General features: G+C 69.6%; 14 protein-coding genes and 1 tRNA gene. 4 read left to right on the forward strand and 11 right to left on the reverse strand.

Annotated features, from left to right (window positions below):
- Positions 1–30: 30 nt before the first annotated feature.
- From ACFPN9_RS13880 to ACFPN9_RS13895, 4 genes are all read right to left on the reverse strand, one after another.
- A complete protein-coding gene (locus ACFPN9_RS13880; RefSeq protein ID WP_066716872.1) occupies positions 31–1,620 on the reverse strand; it encodes a transglycosylase SLT domain-containing protein in 1,590 nt (529 codons plus the stop codon).
- Positions 1,621–1,713: 93 nt separating this feature from the next.
- Entirely contained in the window at positions 1,714–3,264 is a 1,551-nt protein-coding gene (locus ACFPN9_RS13885; protein WP_067253486.1) for a class I SAM-dependent methyltransferase, read from the reverse strand.
- Between the two features lie 109 nt (positions 3,265–3,373).
- On the reverse strand, positions 3,374–4,564 hold the full coding sequence (locus ACFPN9_RS13890; RefSeq protein ID WP_082735216.1) for an OmpA family protein: 1,191 nt from the start codon (positions 4,562–4,564) through the stop codon (positions 3,374–3,376).
- Between the two features lie 34 nt (positions 4,565–4,598).
- The gene (locus ACFPN9_RS13895; protein ID WP_066716866.1) at positions 4,599–6,101 is read right to left on the reverse strand and encodes a caspase family protein; all 1,503 of its coding nucleotides are present in this window, start codon (positions 6,099–6,101) and stop codon (positions 4,599–4,601) included.
- A 175-nt stretch (positions 6,102–6,276) separates the two neighbouring features.
- Here ACFPN9_RS13895 and ACFPN9_RS13900 point away from each other — a divergent pair, with 175 nt between their 5' ends.
- Genes ACFPN9_RS13900 through ACFPN9_RS13910 form a run of 3 tightly spaced genes read left to right on the forward strand, consistent with a single transcriptional unit; the run spans position 6,277 to position 9,816 of the window.
- Positions 6,277–7,542: a DUF4399 domain-containing protein gene (locus tag ACFPN9_RS13900; RefSeq protein WP_245282286.1), complete on the forward strand. Its 1,266-nt coding sequence runs from the start codon at positions 6,277–6,279 to the stop codon at positions 7,540–7,542.
- Positions 7,539–7,976, forward strand: a complete 438-nt coding sequence (locus ACFPN9_RS13905) for a DUF4399 domain-containing protein (protein WP_066716863.1) — start codon at positions 7,539–7,541, stop codon at positions 7,974–7,976. The genes ACFPN9_RS13900 and ACFPN9_RS13905 overlap by 4 nt, the downstream gene beginning before the upstream one ends.
- Positions 7,977–8,010: 34 nt before the next feature.
- Complete coding sequence (locus ACFPN9_RS13910) at positions 8,011–9,816, forward strand: SUMF1/EgtB/PvdO family nonheme iron enzyme (protein ID WP_067253488.1); 1,806 nt, start codon at positions 8,011–8,013, stop codon at positions 9,814–9,816.
- Here the strand turns inward: ACFPN9_RS13910 and ACFPN9_RS13915 are convergent.
- From ACFPN9_RS13915 to ACFPN9_RS13935, 5 genes are all read right to left on the reverse strand, one after another.
- Positions 9,803–10,210, reverse strand: a complete 408-nt coding sequence (locus ACFPN9_RS13915) for a hypothetical protein (protein WP_067253493.1) — start codon at positions 10,208–10,210, stop codon at positions 9,803–9,805. The two genes, ACFPN9_RS13910 and ACFPN9_RS13915, sit on opposite strands and share 14 nt — an antisense overlap.
- A gap of 93 nt (positions 10,211–10,303) precedes the next feature.
- Positions 10,304–10,377 (reverse strand) — tRNA-Gly (locus tag ACFPN9_RS13920).
- Between the two features lie 34 nt (positions 10,378–10,411).
- Entirely contained in the window at positions 10,412–12,823 is a 2,412-nt protein-coding gene (locus ACFPN9_RS13925; protein ID WP_377817189.1) for a heavy metal translocating P-type ATPase, read from the reverse strand.
- Positions 12,824–12,908: 85 nt separating this feature from the next.
- Positions 12,909–15,422, reverse strand: a complete 2,514-nt coding sequence (locus tag ACFPN9_RS13930; protein ID WP_066722001.1) for a heavy metal translocating P-type ATPase — start codon at positions 15,420–15,422, stop codon at positions 12,909–12,911.
- 85 nt (positions 15,423–15,507) lie between these two features.
- Positions 15,508–16,335 carry a phosphogluconate dehydrogenase C-terminal domain-containing protein gene (locus ACFPN9_RS13935; RefSeq protein ID WP_066722004.1) on the reverse strand — a complete coding sequence of 276 codons (828 nt, stop codon included), beginning with the start codon at positions 16,333–16,335 and terminating at the stop codon, positions 15,508–15,510.
- 109 nt (positions 16,336–16,444) lie between these two features.
- Here ACFPN9_RS13935 and nanR point away from each other — a divergent pair, with 109 nt between their 5' ends.
- Positions 16,445–17,149 carry a transcriptional regulator NanR gene (gene nanR / locus ACFPN9_RS13940; protein WP_082734981.1) on the forward strand — a complete coding sequence of 235 codons (705 nt, stop codon included), beginning with the start codon at positions 16,445–16,447 and terminating at the stop codon, positions 17,147–17,149.
- A gap of 221 nt (positions 17,150–17,370) precedes the next feature.
- Here nanR and ACFPN9_RS13945 read toward each other — a convergent pair whose 3' ends face one another.
- Positions 17,371–18,828 carry an NAD-dependent succinate-semialdehyde dehydrogenase gene (locus ACFPN9_RS13945; protein WP_067996030.1) on the reverse strand — a complete coding sequence of 486 codons (1,458 nt, stop codon included), beginning with the start codon at positions 18,826–18,828 and terminating at the stop codon, positions 17,371–17,373.
- 90 nt (positions 18,829–18,918) lie between these two features.
- On the reverse strand, positions 18,919–20,073 hold the full coding sequence (locus tag ACFPN9_RS13950) for an iron-containing alcohol dehydrogenase (protein WP_067996033.1): 1,155 nt from the start codon (positions 20,071–20,073) through the stop codon (positions 18,919–18,921).
- Positions 20,074–20,101 lie beyond the last annotated feature (28 nt).

Raw genomic sequence — 20,101 nt, forward strand, 5'->3', positions numbered from 1 at the left:
CGGTTCGGGCGGGACGGGCGTCCCGTCCGTCTACTTCTTCGCCCGCTCCGCCGCCGCAGGGGCGCCCGGCCGCACGGCCTTGTAGCGGTCGAGCCTGACCTTGATCATCTCGTTGAACTTGCGGTGCACCTCCGAGACCGACAGCGTCTTGGTCTCGCCGCCGGCATCGGCATAGAAGATCGGGCGGTTGGCCTGGGCCGGCCGCGGCAGCAGATCCGCCGCCTTGACGTCGGGCTTCTCCTCCATCGTCTCGATGAAGGTCTGGGCGGCATCCGGCCCGAGGAAGTGGATCAGATAGATCTCGCCGCCGGTGAGATGGCGCCCCATCGCCTTCTCCAGCCGCAACGTGTCGCGCTTCAGCATCTCGCCCGCCAGCAGCGCCGAGAGATAGGGCTCGCGCCTGAGATCGAGGATGCGCTGGCGCTCGGCCGCATCCGCGACGAAGAACTGGCGGCCATTGCGGCCGATCAGCTTCGCCTCCGCCGCCAGCCCATGCTTCGCACCGAACTCGCTGACGACGCCGAGCCAGGTCTGCTCGATGAACTGGTAGAGTCCGGTCGCCGAGGATGTCTTCGCCTGGACCGAGGTCGAGAAGGAGGATTCCTTGTCCGCCACCGCCATCAGCAGAGTCGGATCGGCCCCCACCACCTTGCCGGCGCGCACGATCGTCTCGACCAGATGCCGCCGGATCCGGATCGGCCCGAAGGTCAGCAACTGCTCGGGGTCGCCGCCGCTCGTGATCGGCGCCTGCGGAATGCGCGAGGGCGTCCCGCCCGGAGGCCTGCCCGGCAGCGTCGGCGGCACCAGCAGGATATTGGCCGGCGGCAGCGCCAGCGGCACGACCGGGATCTCCGGCGCCGCCGCCTGCTCGCGGATCTCCGCGAGGCTGGGATCGGCCCTCAGCGCGAATTCGGTCGCCTCGCGCGCCGCCTCCAGATCGCTCTCGACCGAGGAGATGACGAGCGAGGGCCGGGCCGCCGTCTGCAGCGGCGGTGCGCTCAGGATCGCCACCATCTCCGGATCGGGCGGCGCCTCCGCCTGGCGCAGCTTCGCCAGCGCGATGGCGAGGACGGCCGCCGCGAGGCAGGCGATGCCGGCCGCGAGCGCGATCAGCGGCATCGGGCTACGGCGCGGACGCGGTGCCGGCGGCGCCGCAGCGGCGGGCGTGGGGATCGCACCGGCCGCGCCCGCCATCTCCGCCGGCGGCGCCGCCTCTCCGGCCACGCGGCGGCGCAGCGGCTCGAGCCAATCCGGCGCCTTCCCGGCCAGGGCGGAAAGATCGCCCACCAGCCGTTTCGCGGTCAGGGCCGGCACGCCGGCCTCGCGTTCGAGCACGCCGACGGCGCCCTTGGCGCCCTCCTCCGTCATCAGCCGCAGCGCGAAGAACCAGAGCTGCAGCGGGGTGCGGCGGTTGTCCAGCACCGTGCCGGCCCCAGGCTGGACCATGTAATGGCAATGCTCGCAGGCGAAGGCGCGCAGCTTCGGACGCGGCGCGAAGCGGCTGGGCCGCCCGCAGGCCGGACAGGTCATCGCGCCGGCGCCATGGCGGGCGCGCATCAGCGCCTCGAGGCAGGCCTCCTCCGGATAGGCCGCCTGGAACTGCCTGAAGCGCTCACCCATCGGCCCTCACCCGGCCGGCCTCCCGGATCGTTCGCCCTTGCCGCTGCGGCAGAGTAGAGCCGCCCCGCTTTGCCGACAATGGCACCGCGCCCGTCACGCCTGCAGCAGGCCCAGCCGGGCGACATCCCTCAGATGAACGGAAATCTCCTCCGCCGTCGCCCGCCGCGGCAGGTCGCCGACCTCGGCGCCGGACCCGTGCGCCTCGTCGAGGAAGGCGTTGAGGTCCGCCAGCAGACGCGCCTCGGCGCGCGTGCCGTCGAGCAGACAGACGAACTTACGCACGATGACGCCGTCGAGTGCGACCATGCGATGGCGCAGATCGGTGACCTCGCGTGCCGTCGTCGCCTGCCAGCGCGCCACCGGGCTGGCCAGCGGCCGCTCGGAGATGGCGGTCGTCAGCGGCGGAGGCTCCAGCCGGACATCGAGAAGCCCGGCCCGGAAGATCGCGAGCAGTGCATCCTCGAGTTTTCCGATCTGCTGCGCCTGTTCCGGACCGGCCGCGCCGCCGACATCCGCGACGGCCAGCGCGACCAGCTCGTCGAAGGCGATGCTGGCCGGCCAGGCCTCGCCGAGCCGGCGCAGGGCCGCCTTGCCCAGCGGCAGATCGACCGAGAGTCGCACGCCCTCGTCGAACATGAACTGGTCGACGCCCGGCCGGGCGTCCTCGCCCGGTTCGGCGAGGCGTGTGTTGGCGGCGAGGTGGTAGGGCTGCAATGCACCGCGCCCGATGCCACGCTTCAGCGCGACCTCCTGCCGACACAGCAGCGTTTCGCGAAAGGCCCGGCCGATCAGCAGGTCGAGCGTCTGCTCGCGCCGCACCGCCTCATCGACCGAGATGCTTGCGATCATCGCCTGGGCCGGCCCCTTTGCGGCACCGAACTGGTTCGGGAAGGACGCCTCCGCCAGGAACTGCAGCCCCTGGCGCTGCGCCGCGTCGAGCACCTCATGCAGCGCGAAGGCGCGCGCGCCGGGATTGAGATCGTCGTGATAGAGCACGTTGTCGGGCGTGTCCGCGAGCTGCCGCAGCCGCTGCCGCAACGACGCGCCATGGAAGGTCTCGGCGTCGCTCGCCTCGGCGAAGGCCGCGAGCGCGGCCCGCGCCACCCGCACGCGCTCCTCCGGCTCGTGCACGTCGCGCGTGGCGTAGAGCATGACGTCGCGCGCCAGATCGCGAAGCCGGCAGCCCGGCAGGGCATTGTAGCTCACATAGGCGATGCCGTGCGGCGTCAGCAGCCGTCCGAAGATGGCCAGGATCGCCTCGCGCACGATGTCCGGCACCCAGGAATAGACGCCATGGACGAGGATGTAGTCGAAGGTGCCGAGCTCGTCGCCGACAGCGAGGATATCGCGGTGGTGGAAAGCGATGTTGCGCAGCCCCAGTTCCTGCTGAGCGATGGTCGCCTTCGCGATCGCGCTGCCGCTGAGGTCCAGCCCGACGAAGTCGCTCTGCGGATACTGCGCCGCCATCGGCAGCAGATTGCCGCCGCGACCGCAGCCGAGTTCCAGCACGCGCATGCGCTGCGGCGACGCCGCCTCCAGCCCATGGAAATGCGCGATCGTCGCCAGCCGCGCCGGATGCGTCTGCGCGAAGGCGTGGCCGGGATAGGCGACGGCGTCATAGGGGTTGATCGCCGCGTCGTTCATGCTCGCCATCCGCCTCCGAAGACCGCCCTCGCCCCGCATCGGAGCAGCGACACGCCGACGGCGCTTCCTCCATTCGAAGGAGGCATCGCAGAGCGGCGCGAACGCGGTCTCAGCAGCCGATGACCTTGAACTCGACGCGCCGGTCGAGCGCGTCGCTGGCGTCGTCCCGGCCGGTCCCGACGAGATTGTCGCGATAGCCGCGCCCGGTCGCGATCATCCGGTCGCGCTTGTCGGGCATCCCCGTCAGCAGCAGGTCCATGATGAACTGCGCCCGGGCGACCGAGAGCCGCTCGTTGAGATGCGGCGTGCCTGTGCGGGAGGTGTGACCGACGATCTCGAGACAGGCGTTCTTCTGCCGCACCCGCGTGGCGATCTGGCTCAGCCACATCGGATAAGGCTCGATCGTCTTCGGATCGTCGATGAACTGGGTCGATCCGGGCCGGAACAGCAGCCGGACGGACAGCTGCTCGGTGCCGAGCCCGTAATCGACCAGGTCTCCGAAGGCCTCGACCGCGTCGTCGCGCCGGCCCAGCTTGCTGTTGGCGAGATAGGTGCCGACGCGAACGCGGTGCTGGTCGCCGCCGGGGAGCTTGCGCGCCGTCCGGTAGAAGGCCAGCGCCTCGCGGAAGCGCTGCGCCTCGTATTCGGTGATCCCGTCCTGGATGAGCGCGTTGGCGCCGAGCCGGTCGACATAGGCCGGATCGAGCCGCCCCCCGACCTGCGTCGCCTGGCAGGTCTTCACATAGGCATCCGTCGCCTGGTCCTTCGCCCAGACCGGCGTGTCACGGAAATAGGGCGTCGGCGTCACGTCGACATTGTCGGGCATCGCCCGCGCCACGCCCTTGGAGACGACGGTGCGCGACTTCAGATCGGCAAGGCTCAGACAGATCCGGAACACATCCGGCGGGGCCTCGTTGCCGGCCTGGCTGATGGCGGTGAACGTCCCGACCAGCACGACCGGATCGCGCGCCAGAACCTCCGTGGTGAAAGGCTGGACGACGAAGCGCGGATAGGACGCCTGGACGATCTCCGTCAGCCGCTGCTGCATGGCCCGCGTCGCGGCGGATTGCGCGCCGGAAGCGGCGTCGATCAGCGGATCGATCACCAGCTCGATCCGCTCGCCCTGGATCACCGCCTTGGAGAAGAGATCCGTCGCGGCGCGCTGCAGCGCCTCGGGGAACGGGACCGGCGCCGGCGGCGGCGTCTGGGCCGCGGCGAGACCGGTACCGCCCGCGAGGCAGACCGCCGCCAGGAGCGAGCGCAGCCATCCGGCCGGCGCAGCGCGTCGATCACTCGTCATGATGTCACCCCCGCCGATGGCCGGGATCGCTGGATCAGCGGCACAGCTGCAACTGCTCCTTGGCCTGCGGGGTCAACTCGCCGAGCTGCGCCCGCAACAGGATCTCGCTGCAGGTCGCCGCGCTGGGGCGCGTCGCTTGCGTCCGTGCGGGTTGGGCCCGCGCGCCGGTTCCGGGTGCCGCAACCGCACGTTCGGCCGGAGCGGGCTGCGCGGGCGCCGCCCCGAATGTCGAGACGACCGGCTCGGCCGGCGCCGACATCGTCAGCGTGCCCATGCGCGCCGCCATCGCCTGCTCCAGCACCCGCCGCTCGTCGGCGAGCCGCCGCTTCTCGGTTTCGAGCGAGGCCAGTTCGCGTTCGCGCCGCGTCACCTCCTCCGAGAGGCGCTGCCGCTCGGCGCGCTCCTGCGGCGCGGGGACCGGGCTCGGCCGGATCGTGCCGGCGACCGGCGTCGCGGGGCGGGTTCCGGGCGCCGAGGCGAGGTCCGGGCCACTCTCCGTCTGGCGCCGGGCGAGATCCGTCGCCGCCTGCTGGCGGACGCGCTCGGCCCGTTCGACACGCTCCAGCAGGGCACGCTCGCGCTCGGCGAATTCGCGCGCCAGCGATTCGCGCTCCTTAGCCTCTCCGGCGCGACGCTCGATCAGGTCGAGCCGCGTGCGCGCATCGATGGTGAAAAAGCTCGTCGGATAGCGCTGGATGAAGTCGTGATAGACGGCCGGGTCCTCGCTCGTGCGGATTCGCCCCCACACGTCGCTGTCGGTCTCGGAGCGGTTGAGGTAGAAGTCGCCGAGCAGCGAGAGCGACAGTTCCGGCGTCTGACGGCCATTGGTGGCGTCGTAGACGCTCTTCTGCACGCGGCGGAACAGCGTCGCCACCTCGAGCCCCGGCTGCTCGATCTCGCGCACCAGCGCCGCCGTGAAGGGGCTGTTGCGCCCGGTGCCGTCGGCCGCGACGTCGTTGGCCTGGGTGGCGTAGGCGATCACCATGCCCTGCGCCCGCGCGACCGGCGCCAGACCCGTGCCGACGGCGAAGCTGCGCGTGCCCTGCCGCCGGGCGAGCTGGGTCACGAAGGGATTGTTGCGGCAGGCGTCGAGCACCATGATCTTGACGCCCTTGGAGAAGTTCAGCGCCGTCAGCACGTCGTTCAGCCGCGTCGTTTCGTACTGGACGCCGATCTCGTCCTCCACCCGCGCCTCGACCGGCACCAGGAAGTTCTCGCCGTTGAACTGCAGGCCGTGGCCCGCATAGTAGAACATTGCGGCGTCGGCATCCTGCGCCAGCCGCGCGAACCGCGTCACCGCCTGGTCCATGCCGCGCTTGTCGAGATCGATGCCATCGACGACCTCGAAGCCGATGCGGCGCAGCGCCGCCGCCATGTCGCGCGCATCGTTGACGGTGTTCGAGAGAACCGGCGCGTTGGCATAGCTGGAATTGCCGATGACCAGCGCGACGCGGCGTTCCGTCGCCGCCGCAGCCGGCAGCGCCAGCAGCAACAGGGCGAAGCTCATAAACAGAGGCAGTCTGGCGATCAGGTTCATGCGGCCCTTCCCGGCGACAAGGTAACGGAGATGCCGCTGAAAATCCAGACGGCTCAGGCCCGCAGCCCTGTCCGCAACCGGCCCCAAACCGTTGATCAAACGGCTATTTGGCTTGCCGGAGCCCACCGGCGCTGGTAGCTTTCGCGTGCTTCGGGGGCGAAGGAGATCAGGGCTGGTGCAGAGAGTTCGGCTCGGCATCCTGTCGGCGCTGCTGATGCTGGCGGCCGCCTCCGCCGCATTCGTCCCGTCCGTCTGGGCGCAGGAGGCGGCCCGGCCGCGCAGCAAGGCACCGGCCGATGCCCGGCTGGCTTTCGTCGGAATCGCCGATGGCGCGAAGCTGCCGGGCAAGTTTCTGGTCCGTTTCGCCCTGTCGGGCATGGAAGTCGTCCCCGCCGGCCAGAACCAGCCCAATGCCGGCCATCACCACATCCTGATCGACACCGATCTGCCGCCGCTCGACCAGCCGATTCCCAGCGATTTCAACCATCTCCATCTCGGCAGCGGCCAGACCGAGATCGAGATCACGCTGCCCCCGGGGCGGCACACGCTGCAGCTTCTCTTTGCCGATCACGATCACGTGCCTCACGATCCGCCGGTGATGTCGCCGCGCATCACGGTGGAGGTGACGGAGGAGGCTGACGAGAAGCCGCGCGTTGCTTCGCCACCTGGCGCGAGGGTGTTCTTCGTCGATCTCGTCGACGGCGCCACCATCCCGACGCGCTCGATCATCCGCTTCGGCGCCGAGGGCGTGGCGCTGTCACCGGCCGGAACGCGCCATCCCAATGGCGGCCACCATCATCTGCTGATCGATACGGAGCTGCCGCCGCTCGACCGCGAGATTCCGAGCGACTTCAACCATGTCCATTTCGGCCGCGGCCAGACCGAGGCAGAGGTCACGCTGCCGCCGGGCGAGCATACACTGCAGCTTCTGATGGGCGACCACGACCACGTCCCCCATGACCCGCCGCTGATGTCGCCCCGCATCCGGGTGCGGGTCGTCGAGGGCGACCAGGTGGCCACAGCCACGCCGACGACCCGTCCGGACGGCAAGCCGGTTCTGACCCCCGCGCCCCCCGATGCCGCCGTCTACTTCATCTACCCGCGCGACGGGGACGTGATCTTCCCCAACACGACGGTCCGCTTCGGGCTGCGCAATATGGGCGTGGCCCCGGCCGGCGTCGCCAAGCCGAACACCGGCCATCACCACCTCATCGTCAACGCGCCGACGCCGCCGCTCGACGAGGCGATCCCCGCCGATCTCAACCACATCCATCTCGGCGGCGGCCAGACCGAGCGGCGCATCACCCTGCCCCGCGGCGAGCACACGCTGCAGCTGATCTTCACCGACGAGAATCATGTGCCGCATGATCCGCCCATCCTGTCGGAGCGCATCCGAGTGACGGTCGCGCCCGGCGGCAGACGCCCGGAGAAGCGGCGATGACCCCGTCACGTTTCGCCGCTCTCCTTGCCGCCTCGGTCCTGCTGGCTGCGTCCCCGGCCCTCGCCCAATCGGGCTCCGGCCGGCAGCCCGCGCCGAAGGGAGCCGAGGTCTATTTCCACTATCCGCTGGACGGGCTGCGCGTGCCGGAACGCTTCACGGTTCGCATGGGCCTGAAGGAGATGGGCCTCGCCCCCGCCGGCACCGAGTGGCCCAACACGGGCCATCACCATCTCCTGATCAACACCGAGCCCGGCCCGCCCGACCAGCCCATTCCCGCCGACTACAACAACATCCATCTCGGCAACGGCCAGAGCGAGGTGGTGGTGACGCTGCCGAAAGGCCGTCATACCCTGCAGCTTCTGCTCGGAGACCATAACCACGTGCCGCATGATCCGCCGGTGATGTCGCGCAAGATCACGATCTATGTCCGCTGAGGCGCCGGTGCGATCGGACGAGCTTCGCAGGACCATGAGGACCGGCCTCTCCTGGTGGCGCCCCCTCGCCCTGGCGGTCGGCGCGATGCTGCTGTCGGCTGGCGTCGGGCTCGCCCAGACCGGCGATGCCGGGCAGCGGCGCGTCGGCCTCGTCATCGGCAACGGCGCCTATGGTTCGGCCCCCGTGGCAGGCGCGACCGCCGATGCCAGCGCCGTGGCCGACACGCTGCGCGCGGGCGGATTCGACGTCGTCACGGCCAAAGATGCCAATGCCGCCGCGCTGCAGGATGCGATCGCCGCCTTCGGCGCGAGGCTGGGCCGGGGCGCTCAGGCCGTGGTGTTCTATGCCGGCCATGCCGTACAGCAGCGCGGCCGCAACTTCCTCGTCCCCGTCGATCCGCGCCTGCGCTCGGCCGCCGACATCGCCCGCGCGGCGGTCGATCTCGACCTCCTGCTCGATGCGCTGATCGTGGCCCGGCCCTCCAGCGCCCTCGTCGTCCTCGACGCCAGCCGCGACAATCCCTGGCAGGCGGAGATCGGCGGCGCCGGCAAAGGCCTGCTCGCCATCGACCGGATGGAGGCGATCAGCGTGATGTTCACCACGGCGCCCGGCCGCACCGTCGCCGACCGCGGCAACCCGGCCGTGGACGAATGGATCAAGGCGATCCGCACGCCAGGGCTCGACATGCAGGCCGCCCTGGCCCGCACCCGCGACGCCGTGGCGCGGCAGACCCGCCGCGCCCAGCAGATCTGGACCTCCTCCGAGCCGCCGCCCGGCCTGATCGTCACGCCGGTCGCCCGCCCGGCGCAGGTCGCCCAAAACAACCGCGCCGTCATCCCGCTGCCGCCGCCGGAGTCGCCCGCTGCCCGGCAGGACGCCTATGAGCTCGCCTTCTGGGAGTCGATCCGCTCCAGCGAGAACCCGGCTGAATACCGCGCCTATCTGAACGCTTATCCCGACGGGCGCTTCGCCGCCCTCGCCCGCACCCGCGAGCAGCAATTCTTGGCACGGCAGAACGCCTCTGCCGCGCCGCCCGCCGCCCCCCTGCCCCAGCCGGCGCCGCCTGTCGCCTCCCTGCGCGAGCCGCCGCGCGCCCCGGCCCCGCCGCCTCCGGCCGCGACCTCGGCCCGCACCGTGCGCGACTGCGACGATTGTCCGGAACTGATCGCGATCCGCCCCGGCAGCTTCGAGATGGGCGCCAACGAGCTCTACGAGTTCGAGAAGCCGGTCCACACCGTGACGATCCGCGACGGCTTCCACATCGGCGTGCGCGAGGTCACCTTCGACGAATGGGACGCCTGCGTCGATCAGGGCGGCTGCAGCCACCGCCCGAACGACCGGGGGCTGGGCCGCGGCAAACGCCCGGTGACGGACATCCACTGGAACGACGCCAACGCCTATCTCGCCTGGCTCTCGGCCCGCACCGGCAAGCGCTACCGCCTGCCCAGCGAGGCGGAGTGGGAGTATGCCGCGCGCGGCGGCACGACCACGACCTATCCCTGGGGGGCGACACTGGTGAAGGAGCGCGCCAACTGCGTCGGCTGCAACGAGCCGACGCGCCGGCAGGCGGTCGAGACCGGGCAGTTTCCGCCCAACGGCTTCGGGCTCTTCGACATGGCCGGCAACGCCGCCGAATGGGTCGCCGATTGCTGGAGCGACAGCTACCGCGCCACCCCGCGCGACGGCAGCGCCTTCACAGCGCCGGGCTGCCGCGAGCGCGTGCTGCGCGGCGGCTCCTTCAACAACGATCCGCGCTATCTGCGCTCGGCCGCCCGCTTCAAATACGAGGCCGATGTGCGCTTCTTCACCAACGGCTTCCGGGTCGTCAGGGAGCCCTAGAGCCGGCCTCCCGGAACCACAGGCGCAGCGGGATTTGCTGATCGCCGCCGCAGGCGACGAAGCTGTGGCGCTCCGGCGAGAGCGTGCCGGAGAAGCGGCAGGAGGCGCCCGCCAGCGTCATCTCGGCGCTGTAGCGCTCGCCGCGCAGGGTCAGGCGGATCTGGCCGCTCTTCTCCGGTGTTTCGCCCGGCCCGCAGACGGCATTGTGCTTCATCAGCAGGGGGCCGGACAGGGCAGCCGTGCCCGAACGCCCCGCCCGCTCTTCGGAGAGGGTCGCGCTCACGTCCCATTCGCCGAGATAGCCGAACTTGCCGACGAGCTCGCGCGCCGAGGCCTCGACCCCGAAACCGATCAGGCACAGCACGGCCAGACAACCCCGGATCAAGCGCGTCACGCTCCTCTGCTCGGGATCGAAGCTAGCATGGCGACGCGATGCGGCAAGGCTGCGAGAGGCAGCGGTTGCGTCAGGCGGACGATGGGAGAAAGCTGGAGCGGGTGAAGGGAATCGAACCCTCGTATTCAGCTTGGAAGGCTGCTGCTCTACCATTGAGCTACACCCGCGCTGCCTCCGAAATTCCCCAGCGGCGGCCGGAAGTCAACCCGTTCCGAGCACGGGCCGCGCCGTTTCCGGCGTCGCAGTGCGCGCCGTCGCGGCCTCGCTGCGGAAATAGCCGAGCAGCCGCAGCGCGTTGAGCGTGACCAGCACGGTCCCGCCGGTGTCGGCGAGGATCGCGACCCACAGGCCCGTCGTGCCGATGACGGTGGTGACGAGGAACACCGCCTTCAGGCCGAGCGCCAGCGCGATGTTCTGGCGGATATTGGCCATCGTCGCCCGCGCCAGCCCGATCAGCGCCGGCACATCGCCGACGCGGTCATGCAGCAGCGCCGCGTCCGCCGCCTCGATGGCGACGCGCGTGCCCGAGCCCATGGCGATGCCGACCTGCGCGCTGGCGAGCGCCGGCGCGTCGTTGATGCCGTCGCCGACCATGGCGACGCGGCCGCCACGGGCGAGTTCGGCCACCGCCTTCGCCTTGTCGGCGGGCAGCATCCCGGCCGTGACCGCGACGCCCAGCGCCTCGCCGACCGCCGCTGCTGCGCGCGGGTTGTCACCGGTCAGCATCAGCGGGCGGATACCCATCGCATTGAGCCGGCCGATCGCGGCCGCTGCATCCGGCCGCGGCTCGTCGCGTAGCGCAAGCAGCCCTACGGCGCGCGCCGCACTGACCACGACGACGACGGTCTTGCCCTCGCCTTCGAGCCGGTCGATCGCCGCCAGGGCCGCCTCCGGCAGGGGCGCCCAGGCGGCGGCGTGGCGCGGCGCGCCGACGAAGACGGCCGCCTCCCCGATCGTGCCCGCCATGCCCTTGCCCGGTACGGCCGCGACATCCTCCGCCATGACGGTGGCGACCGCCTCGGCTTCAGCCCGCGCGACGATGGCGGCCGCGAGCGGATGGCTCGAGCGCCGCTCGACCGCCGCCGCCAGCGCCAGGACCCGAGGCTCGGCCGCTTCCAGCGCCACGACATCGGTGACGACGGGGCGGCCGATCGTCAGCGTGCCCGTCTTGTCGAAGGCGACGGTGTCGACGCCCGCCAGCGCTTCGATCACGGCCCCGCCCTTGATCAGGAGCCCGCGCCGCGCCGCTGTGGCCAGGCTGGATGCGATGGCGGCGGGAACCGAGATCACCAGCGCGCAGGGACAGCCGATCAGCAGCAAAGCGAGCCCGCGATAGATCCACTCGCCCCAGGTGCCGCCTGCGAGCAGCGGCGGCAGCACGGCGACCAGCAGCGACAGCCCGACGATGAAGGGCATGTAGATCCGCGAGAAGCGGTCGATGAAGCGCTCCGTCGGCGCCTTGGCGTCCTGCGCCTCGGCGACCAGCGCGACGATGCGCGCGATCATCGTGTCCTGCGCCGCCCGGCCGACACGGACCGTCAGCGCGGCCTCGTGATTGACGGTGCCGGCGAAGACCTCCGAACCGGGCTCCTTGGCCTTTGGCATCGATTCACCGGTGATCGGCGCCTCGTCGACGCTGGAGGTGCCCGTCAGCACCGTGCCATCGGCCGGGATGCGGTCGCCAGGGCGCACCAGCACGCTCTGGCCGATGCGCAGGGTTTCGGCCGCCACCTCGCGGACGGTACCGCCCTCCTCGAGCCAGGCGGTCTGCGGCACCAGTGCGGCGAGCGAGCGGATGCCCGAGCGCGCCTTCTCGGCGGCGACGCCCTCCAGCACCTCGCCGACACAGAACAGGAAGACGACGATCGCCGCCTCCTCCGCCGCGCCGATGACGAGCGCGCCGGCCACCGCGATCGTCATCAGCATCTCGATGGTGAAGGGCGCGCCGGCCAGGGCCGAGACGATCGCCCGGCGCGCCACGGGAGCCGCCGCGATCAGGCTGGCCGTGATGAAGAGCGGGTCGTGCCAGCCCGGTGCGAGCACGCTGACGAGATAGGCCAGCGCGACGAGCGCGCCCGAGGCTATGGCGAGCCGGCCCTTGGCCTGGCGCCACCAGGCGGAAGGCGCCTCGCGCCTGAGCGACACAGCTTGCGTCGCCGCGAGCCGGCTCGGCTTGTAGCCCAGCGTCGCGATCCGGCTCTCGATCGCCTCGGGCGGCGTCAGCCGCTCGTCGAGGCGCAGCGCCAGCGTTTCCTTGGTCACGGAGATACGGATGCCGGAGACGCCCGGCAGCCGCTCCAGCGCGGCGCGGATCGTCTGGGCGCAGTTGCCGCAATCCATGCCCTGCACCTGCCAGAGCAGCGCGCCCGGCTCATGCTCCGGCAAGGCTTCGGCCGCTGGCTCCGCATGCGAATGGCCATGGGCATGGTCGTGATCGTGCTCGTGGTCGTGATCATGGCCGCAGCCCGGGCCGTGGCTGTGCGGGGCGCTCGCGGCAGCGGCAGCAGGCGGGGCGTGATCATGTCCGCCGCAGCAGGCGGACCCGCAGGAGGCCGGCGCCGCAGCGACGACGTCAGGGAGCTTCGGGGCGAGAGCGGAATCGGGTTGGGACATGGGGCACCGGGCGTCGTGAATCGCGAACCGGCCAGACCCTACTTCCTGTAGCCACTAGAGGTTCAAGCGCCTTTTTCAGCCGCGCTCAGGCGGCGGCAGCAGCCCGGCCATGCGCCGCGAGCGGCGGTCGGAAACCGCGCAGCCGCAGCGCATTGGCGACGACGCTGACGCTGGAGAGCGCCATGGCGAGCCCCGCCACCATCGGCGACATCAGGATGCCGAAGGCCGGGTAGAGCACCCCGGCCGCGACCGGGATCAGCACCGCATTATAGCCGAAGGCCCAGAACAGGTTTTCTGTGATGTTGCGCAGCGTCGCCCGCGACAGCGCCACCGCATTCGCCACATTGCGGAGATCGCCCGACATCAGAACAACATCGGCGCTCTCGATCGCGATGTCCGTGCCGGTGCCGATGGCCAGCCCGACATCGGCCTTGGCCAGCGCCGGCGCATCGTTGATGCCATCGCCGACGAAGGCGACGCGAGCGCCCCCCGCCTGCAGCCGCTCGATCACCGCGACCTTGCCGGCCGGCAGCACCTCGGCCACAACCTCGTCGACGGGCAGGCCCCGCGCGATCGCCTCGGCCGTGCGCCGGTTGTCGCCGGTGATCATCACGATCCGCAACCCCTGCGCCCGCAGCGCTTGAAGCGCCTCGCGGCTGGTCTCCTTGACCGGATCGGAGACGGCGAGGATGGCGGCGAGCCGCCCGTCGATCGCCGCATAGAGCGGCGACTTGCCCTCGCCTCCGAGCCGCGCCGCCGTCGCGGCGAAGGGGGACAGGTCGATGCCGGCCCGGACCAGCAGCCGGTCGGCCCCGACCAGCAGCGCCCGCCCCTCGACGGTGGCCGTGACGCCAAAGCCGGGCTCGGCGGCGAAGGCGGCGGGCTCGGACAGGATTTGGCCGCCCTCGCGGGCCGCCGCGACGATGGCCTGCGCGATCGGGTGCTCCGAGCGCGTCTCGACCGCCGCCACCAGCCGCAGGACCTCATCACGCGCGAAGCCCTCGGTGACCTCGACATCGGTCAGCTCGGGCTTGCCCCGCGTGATCGTGCCGGTCTTGTCGAGCGCGACGACCGTGACATCGCGCAGGGCCTGCAGCGCTTCGCCGCGCCGGAACAGCACGCCCATCTGCGCCGCCTTGCCGGTGCCGACCATGATCGAGGTCGGCGTCGCCAGCCCCATCGCGCAGGGGCAGGCGATGATCAGCACCGCGACCGCATTGACGATCGCCAGCGACAGGGCCGGGCTCGGCCCGAAGATCAGCCAGACCCCGAAGGTCAGCAGCGCCGCGGCCATGACGGCCGGCACGAACCACATCGTCACCTTGTCGACGAGCGCCTGGATCGGCAGCTTCGAGGCCTGAGCCGCCTCCATCGTCGGCACGATTCCCGCCAGAAACGTGTCCGCGCCGATGCGCGTCGCGCGGAAACGGAAGGCGCCGGTCCCGTTGACCGTGCCGCCGATCACCATGGAGCCGACATCCTTCTCCACGGGAATCGGCTCCCCCGTCAGCATGGATTCGTCGACGAAGGAGGTGCCCTCGACCACCTCGCCATCGACCGGCAGCCGCTCGCCGGGACGCATCAGCACGATGTCGCCGGGCCGCACCTGCGCGACCGGCAATTCCTGTTCGCGGCCGTCGCGCAGCACCAGAGCCGTCTTGACCTGCAGCTTCAGAAGCCGGCGGATCGCATCCCCGGTCTGGCCCTTCGCCCGCGCCTCGGCATAGCGCCCGAACAGGATCAGCGTGACGATGACCGCGCCGGCCTCGAAATAGGTGTGGTCGAGCCCGGCCGGCAGCAGCGCGGGCGCGAAGGTCGAGACCACCGAATAGAGATAGGCCGTCGTCGTGCCCAGCATGACGAGCGAGTTCATGTCGGGCGCGCCGCGCAGCAGCGCCGGCCCACCCTTGCGGTAAAATTGCAGCCCCGGTCCAAATTGCACCAGGCTCGCCAGAATGAAGGACAGGATGCGCAGATTAGCCGCGCCGAAGCTCTCGGCCAGCGCGTGATGCAGCGTATCGGAGAGATGCGAGCCCATCTCGATCACGACGATCGGCAGCGTCGCCAGCGCGGCCAGGGTCAGGTCGCGGCGCAAGCCCGACAGTTCGGCCTCGCGCCGGGCGCTGTCGCGATCGGCCTGGACGCCGGCCTCCCGCACGGGCTCGGCCGGATAGCCGGCTTTAGCCAGCGCCGCAGTGATGGCCGCCACCGTGCCCTCGCCGCCGACATGGCGCGCATGGGCGCGGCCCATGGCGAGGTTAACGCTGCCCTCCAGCACGCCCGGCACGGCGAGCAGCGCCCGCTCGACCCGCCCGACGCAAGAGGCGCAGCTCATCCCCTCGACGGAAAAATCGGTCTCGTCCTCCTGCGGCGTGTAGCCGGCCGCCCGGATCGCGGCCAGGACGGGCGCCGCGTCGGCATTCGCGCCGAGTCCGACGCTTGCCCGCTGCGTCGCCAGATTGACCGAAGCCGCGCGGACGCCCGGCACGGCCAGGATCGCCTTCTCGACGCGGCCGACGCAAGCAGCGCAGCTCATCCCCTCGACCGGGATCGCGAGCGTCGTCGCGCCGTCCGGCTTGGGAAGATCGGTCAGGGTCATCGGCTCAGGCTCCGGCTATCGCATCAAAGCCGGAGATGGGGCTTCCCATCATGGGAAGGTCAAGGGGCGGGCGGAGGATAATCCGTCAAGTAATGCGGCGCACGCTCGCCGCGATCTCCTCGGGCTCGAAAAGCCGCTTCCAATCCGGCTTCAGGATCGTGTCCTTGCCGAAGACGATCGCCTTGTTGCAGGCATCCGAGAACACGCCCTGCACTTGCTCGAAGGTCACGGCGGCCAGGATGTTCATATGCCCGAGCAGGAAGTCGCGCGCCGCCTCGCGCGGGACGCCGCGGGCGATCGCCTCCTCCATCGCCTCGCGCATGGCGTCGAGCAGCGTGGCGCAGACGGTCTCGGACAGCCCAGGCTCCAGGATCGCCATCTGTTCGACCGTGACGCGGTGCGAGCGCATCACCGGCGCCCAGATCGCCCGCGCGACCTCCTCGCCAAGCGCGTAATGCTCTTCAGGCCCCTGCATCAACGCGTTGACGATGTGCTGCTTCGCCGCGATGCCGCCGAAATGGTCGGCCTTGGCGGCCGGGTCGGTCTCGTCGTTGAAGATAGGCGGGTGGCAGGGATGGGTGACGAAGTAGGTGATGTCGGCCCGCTCCGGCAGATGCCCGGCATGGGGGGCGGCAGCGTCGAGAATGACCACGATCGTGCCCGGCGCGAGCAGTGGCAGCAGCGAGCGCGCCACCGTGCCGACATGGGTGTCCGGCACCGCCAGCACCACGACGGCCGCGCCTGCGACCGCGGCCTCCGCCGAGACGCAGTCCAGCCCGAAGGCGGCGCGCACCCGCTCCTGCCCGGCTGGGCTGACCTCGACCGGCCGCATGGTGAACCGCGAGGCGGCGAGATTACGGCCCAGCCGCATGCCCATCTTGCCGCCGGCACCGAACAGAGCCACCACCGTCATCGTCGACCTCCCCAACTGGTATGATGAGTTCGTCCCACACCGACGGTTGGCGGTCAATCTGGTCTGATGACATGATGATGATGTCCTCTTCCCCAGCAATGCAGGCCCCGTGACGACCGAGCCGATCCCCCGCCGCAAGCTGCATCAGGAGGTCCTCGACCGCCTGATCGCCCGCATCCGCGCTGGTGAGTTTCCGCCGGGCGCGCAGTTGCCCTCCGAGCGCGAACTGATGGACGCCTATGGCGTCGGCCGCCCCTCGATCCGCGAGGCGCTGCAGCAGCTGGAGCGTTCCGGCATCATCGGCATCAGCCATGGCGAGCGCGCCCGCGTCCTGCTGCCCACCGCAGAGGGGGTCGTCGCGCAGCTGACCGAACCCGCCCGCTTCCTGTTGAGTGTCGATCCCGACGCGCTGGAGCATCTCAAGGAGGCGCGCATCCTGCTCGAAGCCGGCGTCGCACGGCTGGCCGCCCAGCGCGCCGATGCCGCCGGCCTCGCCCTGCTACGCCAGCGGCTGGACGAGCACCGGGCGGCAGGGCTCGACGATTTCCTCAGCCGCGACATCGCCTTTCATCGCCAGATCGCGGTGATGAGCGGCAACCCGGTCTTTCCCGCCGCGGTCGAGGCGATGCTGACCTTGCTCGGCGCGTCCCATGTCACGCTGGTGCGGGCACCGGGCGCCGAGCGCCTGACTCTGGAGGAGCACGCGCGAATCTGCGAGGCCATCGCCGATCACGACCCCGACGCGGCCGGCCGGGCCATGTCCGACCATCTCGCCCGCGCCGATGCCCGCTACCACGGCATCATGGAGGGTTGAAACGGGCTTGCGCCGGCTGGATCGGATCGACTCGATGAAATTGAGCGGGGCCGGGGCAGCCGGCGCGCCGCGCCGAGCAGTCTCGGCCGGGAGAAAGATGGTGGGCCGGACCAGACAAATCTGCGAACACATACACGATTGAAATCGTTATGTGATCAGTGGGTCCAGCACCACTCTTCAGATGTGCGGCCTCTCTATAGGCGCAAACTGCCCTCGCCGCCTCAAGCGATGCCGCCGATGCAGACGTATTTCGTTTCGAGAAACTCCTCGATGCCGTATTTCGAACCTTCTCGGCCGAGCCCCGAGAGCTTGACGCCGCCGAACGGCGCCTCCGCTGTCGATATCAGGCCCGTATTGACCCCGACCATTCCATACTCGAGCGCTTCTGCGACGCGAAACACCTTAGCCACATCTTGTGCGTAGAAATACGAAGCGAGGCCGAATTCGGTTGCGTTTGCCTGCTCAATTACATCCGCCTCTCCTTTGAAACGGAAAAGCGGCGCCACTGGCCCAAAAGTCTCCTCCTGCGCTATCAGCATGTCCCGCGTAACATCGGCCAGGACCGTGGGTTCAAAGAAAGTTCCGCCCAAGGAATGTCGCGCGCCACCCTGACGAAGCTTTCCGCCCTTCAAAACGGCGTCTCGAATGTGCTCTTCGACCTTTTCGAGCGCCGCATGATCAATCAGCGGTCCAAGCACCACACCTTCGTCGAATCCATTTCCGGTCTTGAGTTTCCCGACCGCCGTCGACAGCTTCTCCGCGAAAGCGTCGTAGACACCGTCCTCGACATAGATGCGATTTGCGCACACGCATGTCTGTCCGTTGTTGCGGAATTTCGCGATCAGCGCCCCTTCCACGGCCGCATCCAGATCGGCGTCGTCGAAGACGATGAAGGGAGCGTTCCCGCCGAGTTCGAGACCGAGCTTCTTGATGGTTGGCGCGCTCTGCCGGTAGAGTTCCGCACCGATCTCGGTCGACCCCGTGAATGTGAGCTTCCGAACAATCGCATTCGCCGTCATCTCCGATCCGATCGCTCGCGCAGCGCCCGTCACAACGCTGAAGACGCCTTTCGGAACCCCCGCCTGCTCCGCCAGCAACGCCAGGGCCACGGCCGAGAAGGGCGTTTGGGAGGCGGGTTTGAGCACGATCGCACAGCCTGCGGCCAGGGCCGGCGCGACCTTGCGGGTGATCATCGCGTTCGGAAAATTCCACGGAGTAATGGCTGCCACCACACCGACCGGCTGCTTCAGCACCATAATGCGCTTGTCGGGTTGATGGCCCGGGATGACGTCGCCGTAGACGCGCCGCGCCTCCTCCGAGAACCATTCGATGAAGCTTGCGCCATAGACGATCTCGCCGATCGCCTCCCGGAGCGGCTTTCCCTGCTCGGCTGTCAGGATGCGTCCCAGATCCTCCTTGTTGGCGATCACGAGGTCGAACCAGCGGCGCAGGATCTGCGAGCGCTCCTTGGCGGTGAGCGCAGCCCAGCCGGGCTGTGCGACCCGCGCCGCCTCGATCGCCGCGCGGGTCTCCTCGGCGCCGAGCCTGGGAACACGCCCGACGAGTTCGCCGGTCGCGGGATCGCAGACCTCGATCGCATCGGCATTCGGCTCGACCCAGATGCCTGCAACCAGAGCCGCCTGCCTCAGCAGATTCCTGTCGTCCAATTGGGGGATCATGATTTCGTCCTTCGCTCTGGGCCAATGCTTCCGGGCGGGCCTTGCGCCTTCTGGAATAACCACACGCCCTCGTAGAATGGTCCGCGCCGCTCAGTGAGCGCGTTCGTAGATTGCGATGATGGCCGCCTCGTCCAGCGGCACCGGATTGTTCTTGAGAAGGCGCGTCTGCAGGATGGCATCGCGCGCGAGGAGCGGGATGGCGTCGGCCGGCACGCCGACATCCCGCAAGCGTTGCGGTGCGCCTGACTCCCGTGTCAGCGTCAGCAATCGTGCAATGACGGATCGGGCGTCGTCATCAGCCCGACCGACGCGAACGACCCCCAGGGCATCCGCCAGTTCGGCGTAGAGAGGTGCCGCCTTCGTCGCGTTGAACTCGAGTACCGGGCCGAGCATCAATGCATTCGACAGACCGTGGGGTATGTGGAACTGTCCTCCGAGAGGATAGGCAAGCGCATGAACCGCCGCGACCGGCGCGTTGGCGAAGGCTTGCCCGGCGAACATCGCCCCCAGCAGCATCGCTTCGCGGGCCTTTACGTCATTGCCATCGGTACAGACGGCGAGAAGGTTCGCGGAGAGCAACCGAAGCGCCTCGCGCGCCAGCATGTCCGAGATCGGGTTCTTAAGATGGATCGAGGTGTAGGCCTCGATGGCATGGACCATCGCATCGATGCCGGTGGCCGCGGTATGGAGTTTCGGTAGTCCGAGCGTCAGCGCCGCATCGAGCAGGACCCGATCGGCATAGAGCTGATCGGCGACGATGCCCATCTTGGTCTTCTCGCCTGTGGTCAGGATCGAGATCGCCGTGACTTCCGATCCGGTCCCCGCCGTCGTCGGGATCTGGATCAACGGCAAGCGATCGCCTATCAGATTTCCGATGCCATATGCGCTCGCGATCTCCTGATCGGTCCTGGCTAGGGCGGCGACCACTTTCGCCACATCCATCGAGGACCCGCCCCCTATGCCGATGACGATGCCGACGCCTTCCGCGACGGCAAGATCACGGCATGTGCGCACTATCTCCTCCGCCGGGTCCGCCTCGACGGCATCGAACACCACCACCGGGTAGCCGTTCCGATCCAGGGAGGACTTGAACCCGTCTATCAATCCCGATTGGTGGAGGAAGCGGTCGGTTACCGCGAGAACCTTCGTGGCCGGAAGCCAGCTCGAGATCGTCTCGCCAAGCCGATCGGCCCCGCCGAATTCCACATGGATGTTCGATACGGTTCTGAAGTTGAAGGAGTTCATGACATTCTCCTGGTCACGCAAAATGTCG

The sequence above is a fragment of the Allobosea massiliensis genome, assembly GCF_042655245.1.
Taxonomy (GTDB): Bacteria; Pseudomonadota; Alphaproteobacteria; order Rhizobiales; family Beijerinckiaceae; genus Allobosea; species Allobosea massiliensis.

Bases quoted from the DNA above. Each gene is read 5' to 3' on its own strand.
- ACFPN9_RS13880 (WP_066716872.1), bottom strand. From the start codon at position 1,620: ATGGGTGAGCGCTTCAGGCAGTTCCAGGCGGCCTATCCGGAGGAGGCC.
- ACFPN9_RS13885 (WP_067253486.1), bottom strand. From the start codon at position 3,264: ATGAACGACGCGGCGATCAACCCCTATGACGCCGTCGCCTATCCCGGC.
- ACFPN9_RS13890 (WP_082735216.1), bottom strand. From the start codon at position 4,564: ATGACGAGTGATCGACGCGCTGCGCCGGCCGGATGGCTGCGCTCGCTC.
- ACFPN9_RS13895 (WP_066716866.1), bottom strand. From the start codon at position 6,101: ATGAACCTGATCGCCAGACTGCCTCTGTTTATGAGCTTCGCCCTGTTG.
- ACFPN9_RS13905 (WP_066716863.1), top strand. From the start codon at position 7,539: ATGACCCCGTCACGTTTCGCCGCTCTCCTTGCCGCCTCGGTCCTGCTG.
- ACFPN9_RS13910 (WP_067253488.1), top strand. From the start codon at position 8,011: ATGAGGACCGGCCTCTCCTGGTGGCGCCCCCTCGCCCTGGCGGTCGGC.
- ACFPN9_RS13925 (WP_377817189.1), bottom strand. From the start codon at position 12,823: ATGTCCCAACCCGATTCCGCTCTCGCCCCGAAGCTCCCTGACGTCGTC.
- ACFPN9_RS13930 (WP_066722001.1), bottom strand. From the start codon at position 15,422: ATGACCCTGACCGATCTTCCCAAGCCGGACGGCGCGACGACGCTCGCG.
- ACFPN9_RS13935 (WP_066722004.1), bottom strand. From the start codon at position 16,335: ATGACGGTGGTGGCTCTGTTCGGTGCCGGCGGCAAGATGGGCATGCGG.
- ACFPN9_RS13945 (WP_067996030.1), bottom strand. From the start codon at position 18,828: ATGATCCCCCAATTGGACGACAGGAATCTGCTGAGGCAGGCGGCTCTG.
- ACFPN9_RS13950 (WP_067996033.1), bottom strand. From the start codon at position 20,073: ATGAACTCCTTCAACTTCAGAACCGTATCGAACATCCATGTGGAATTC.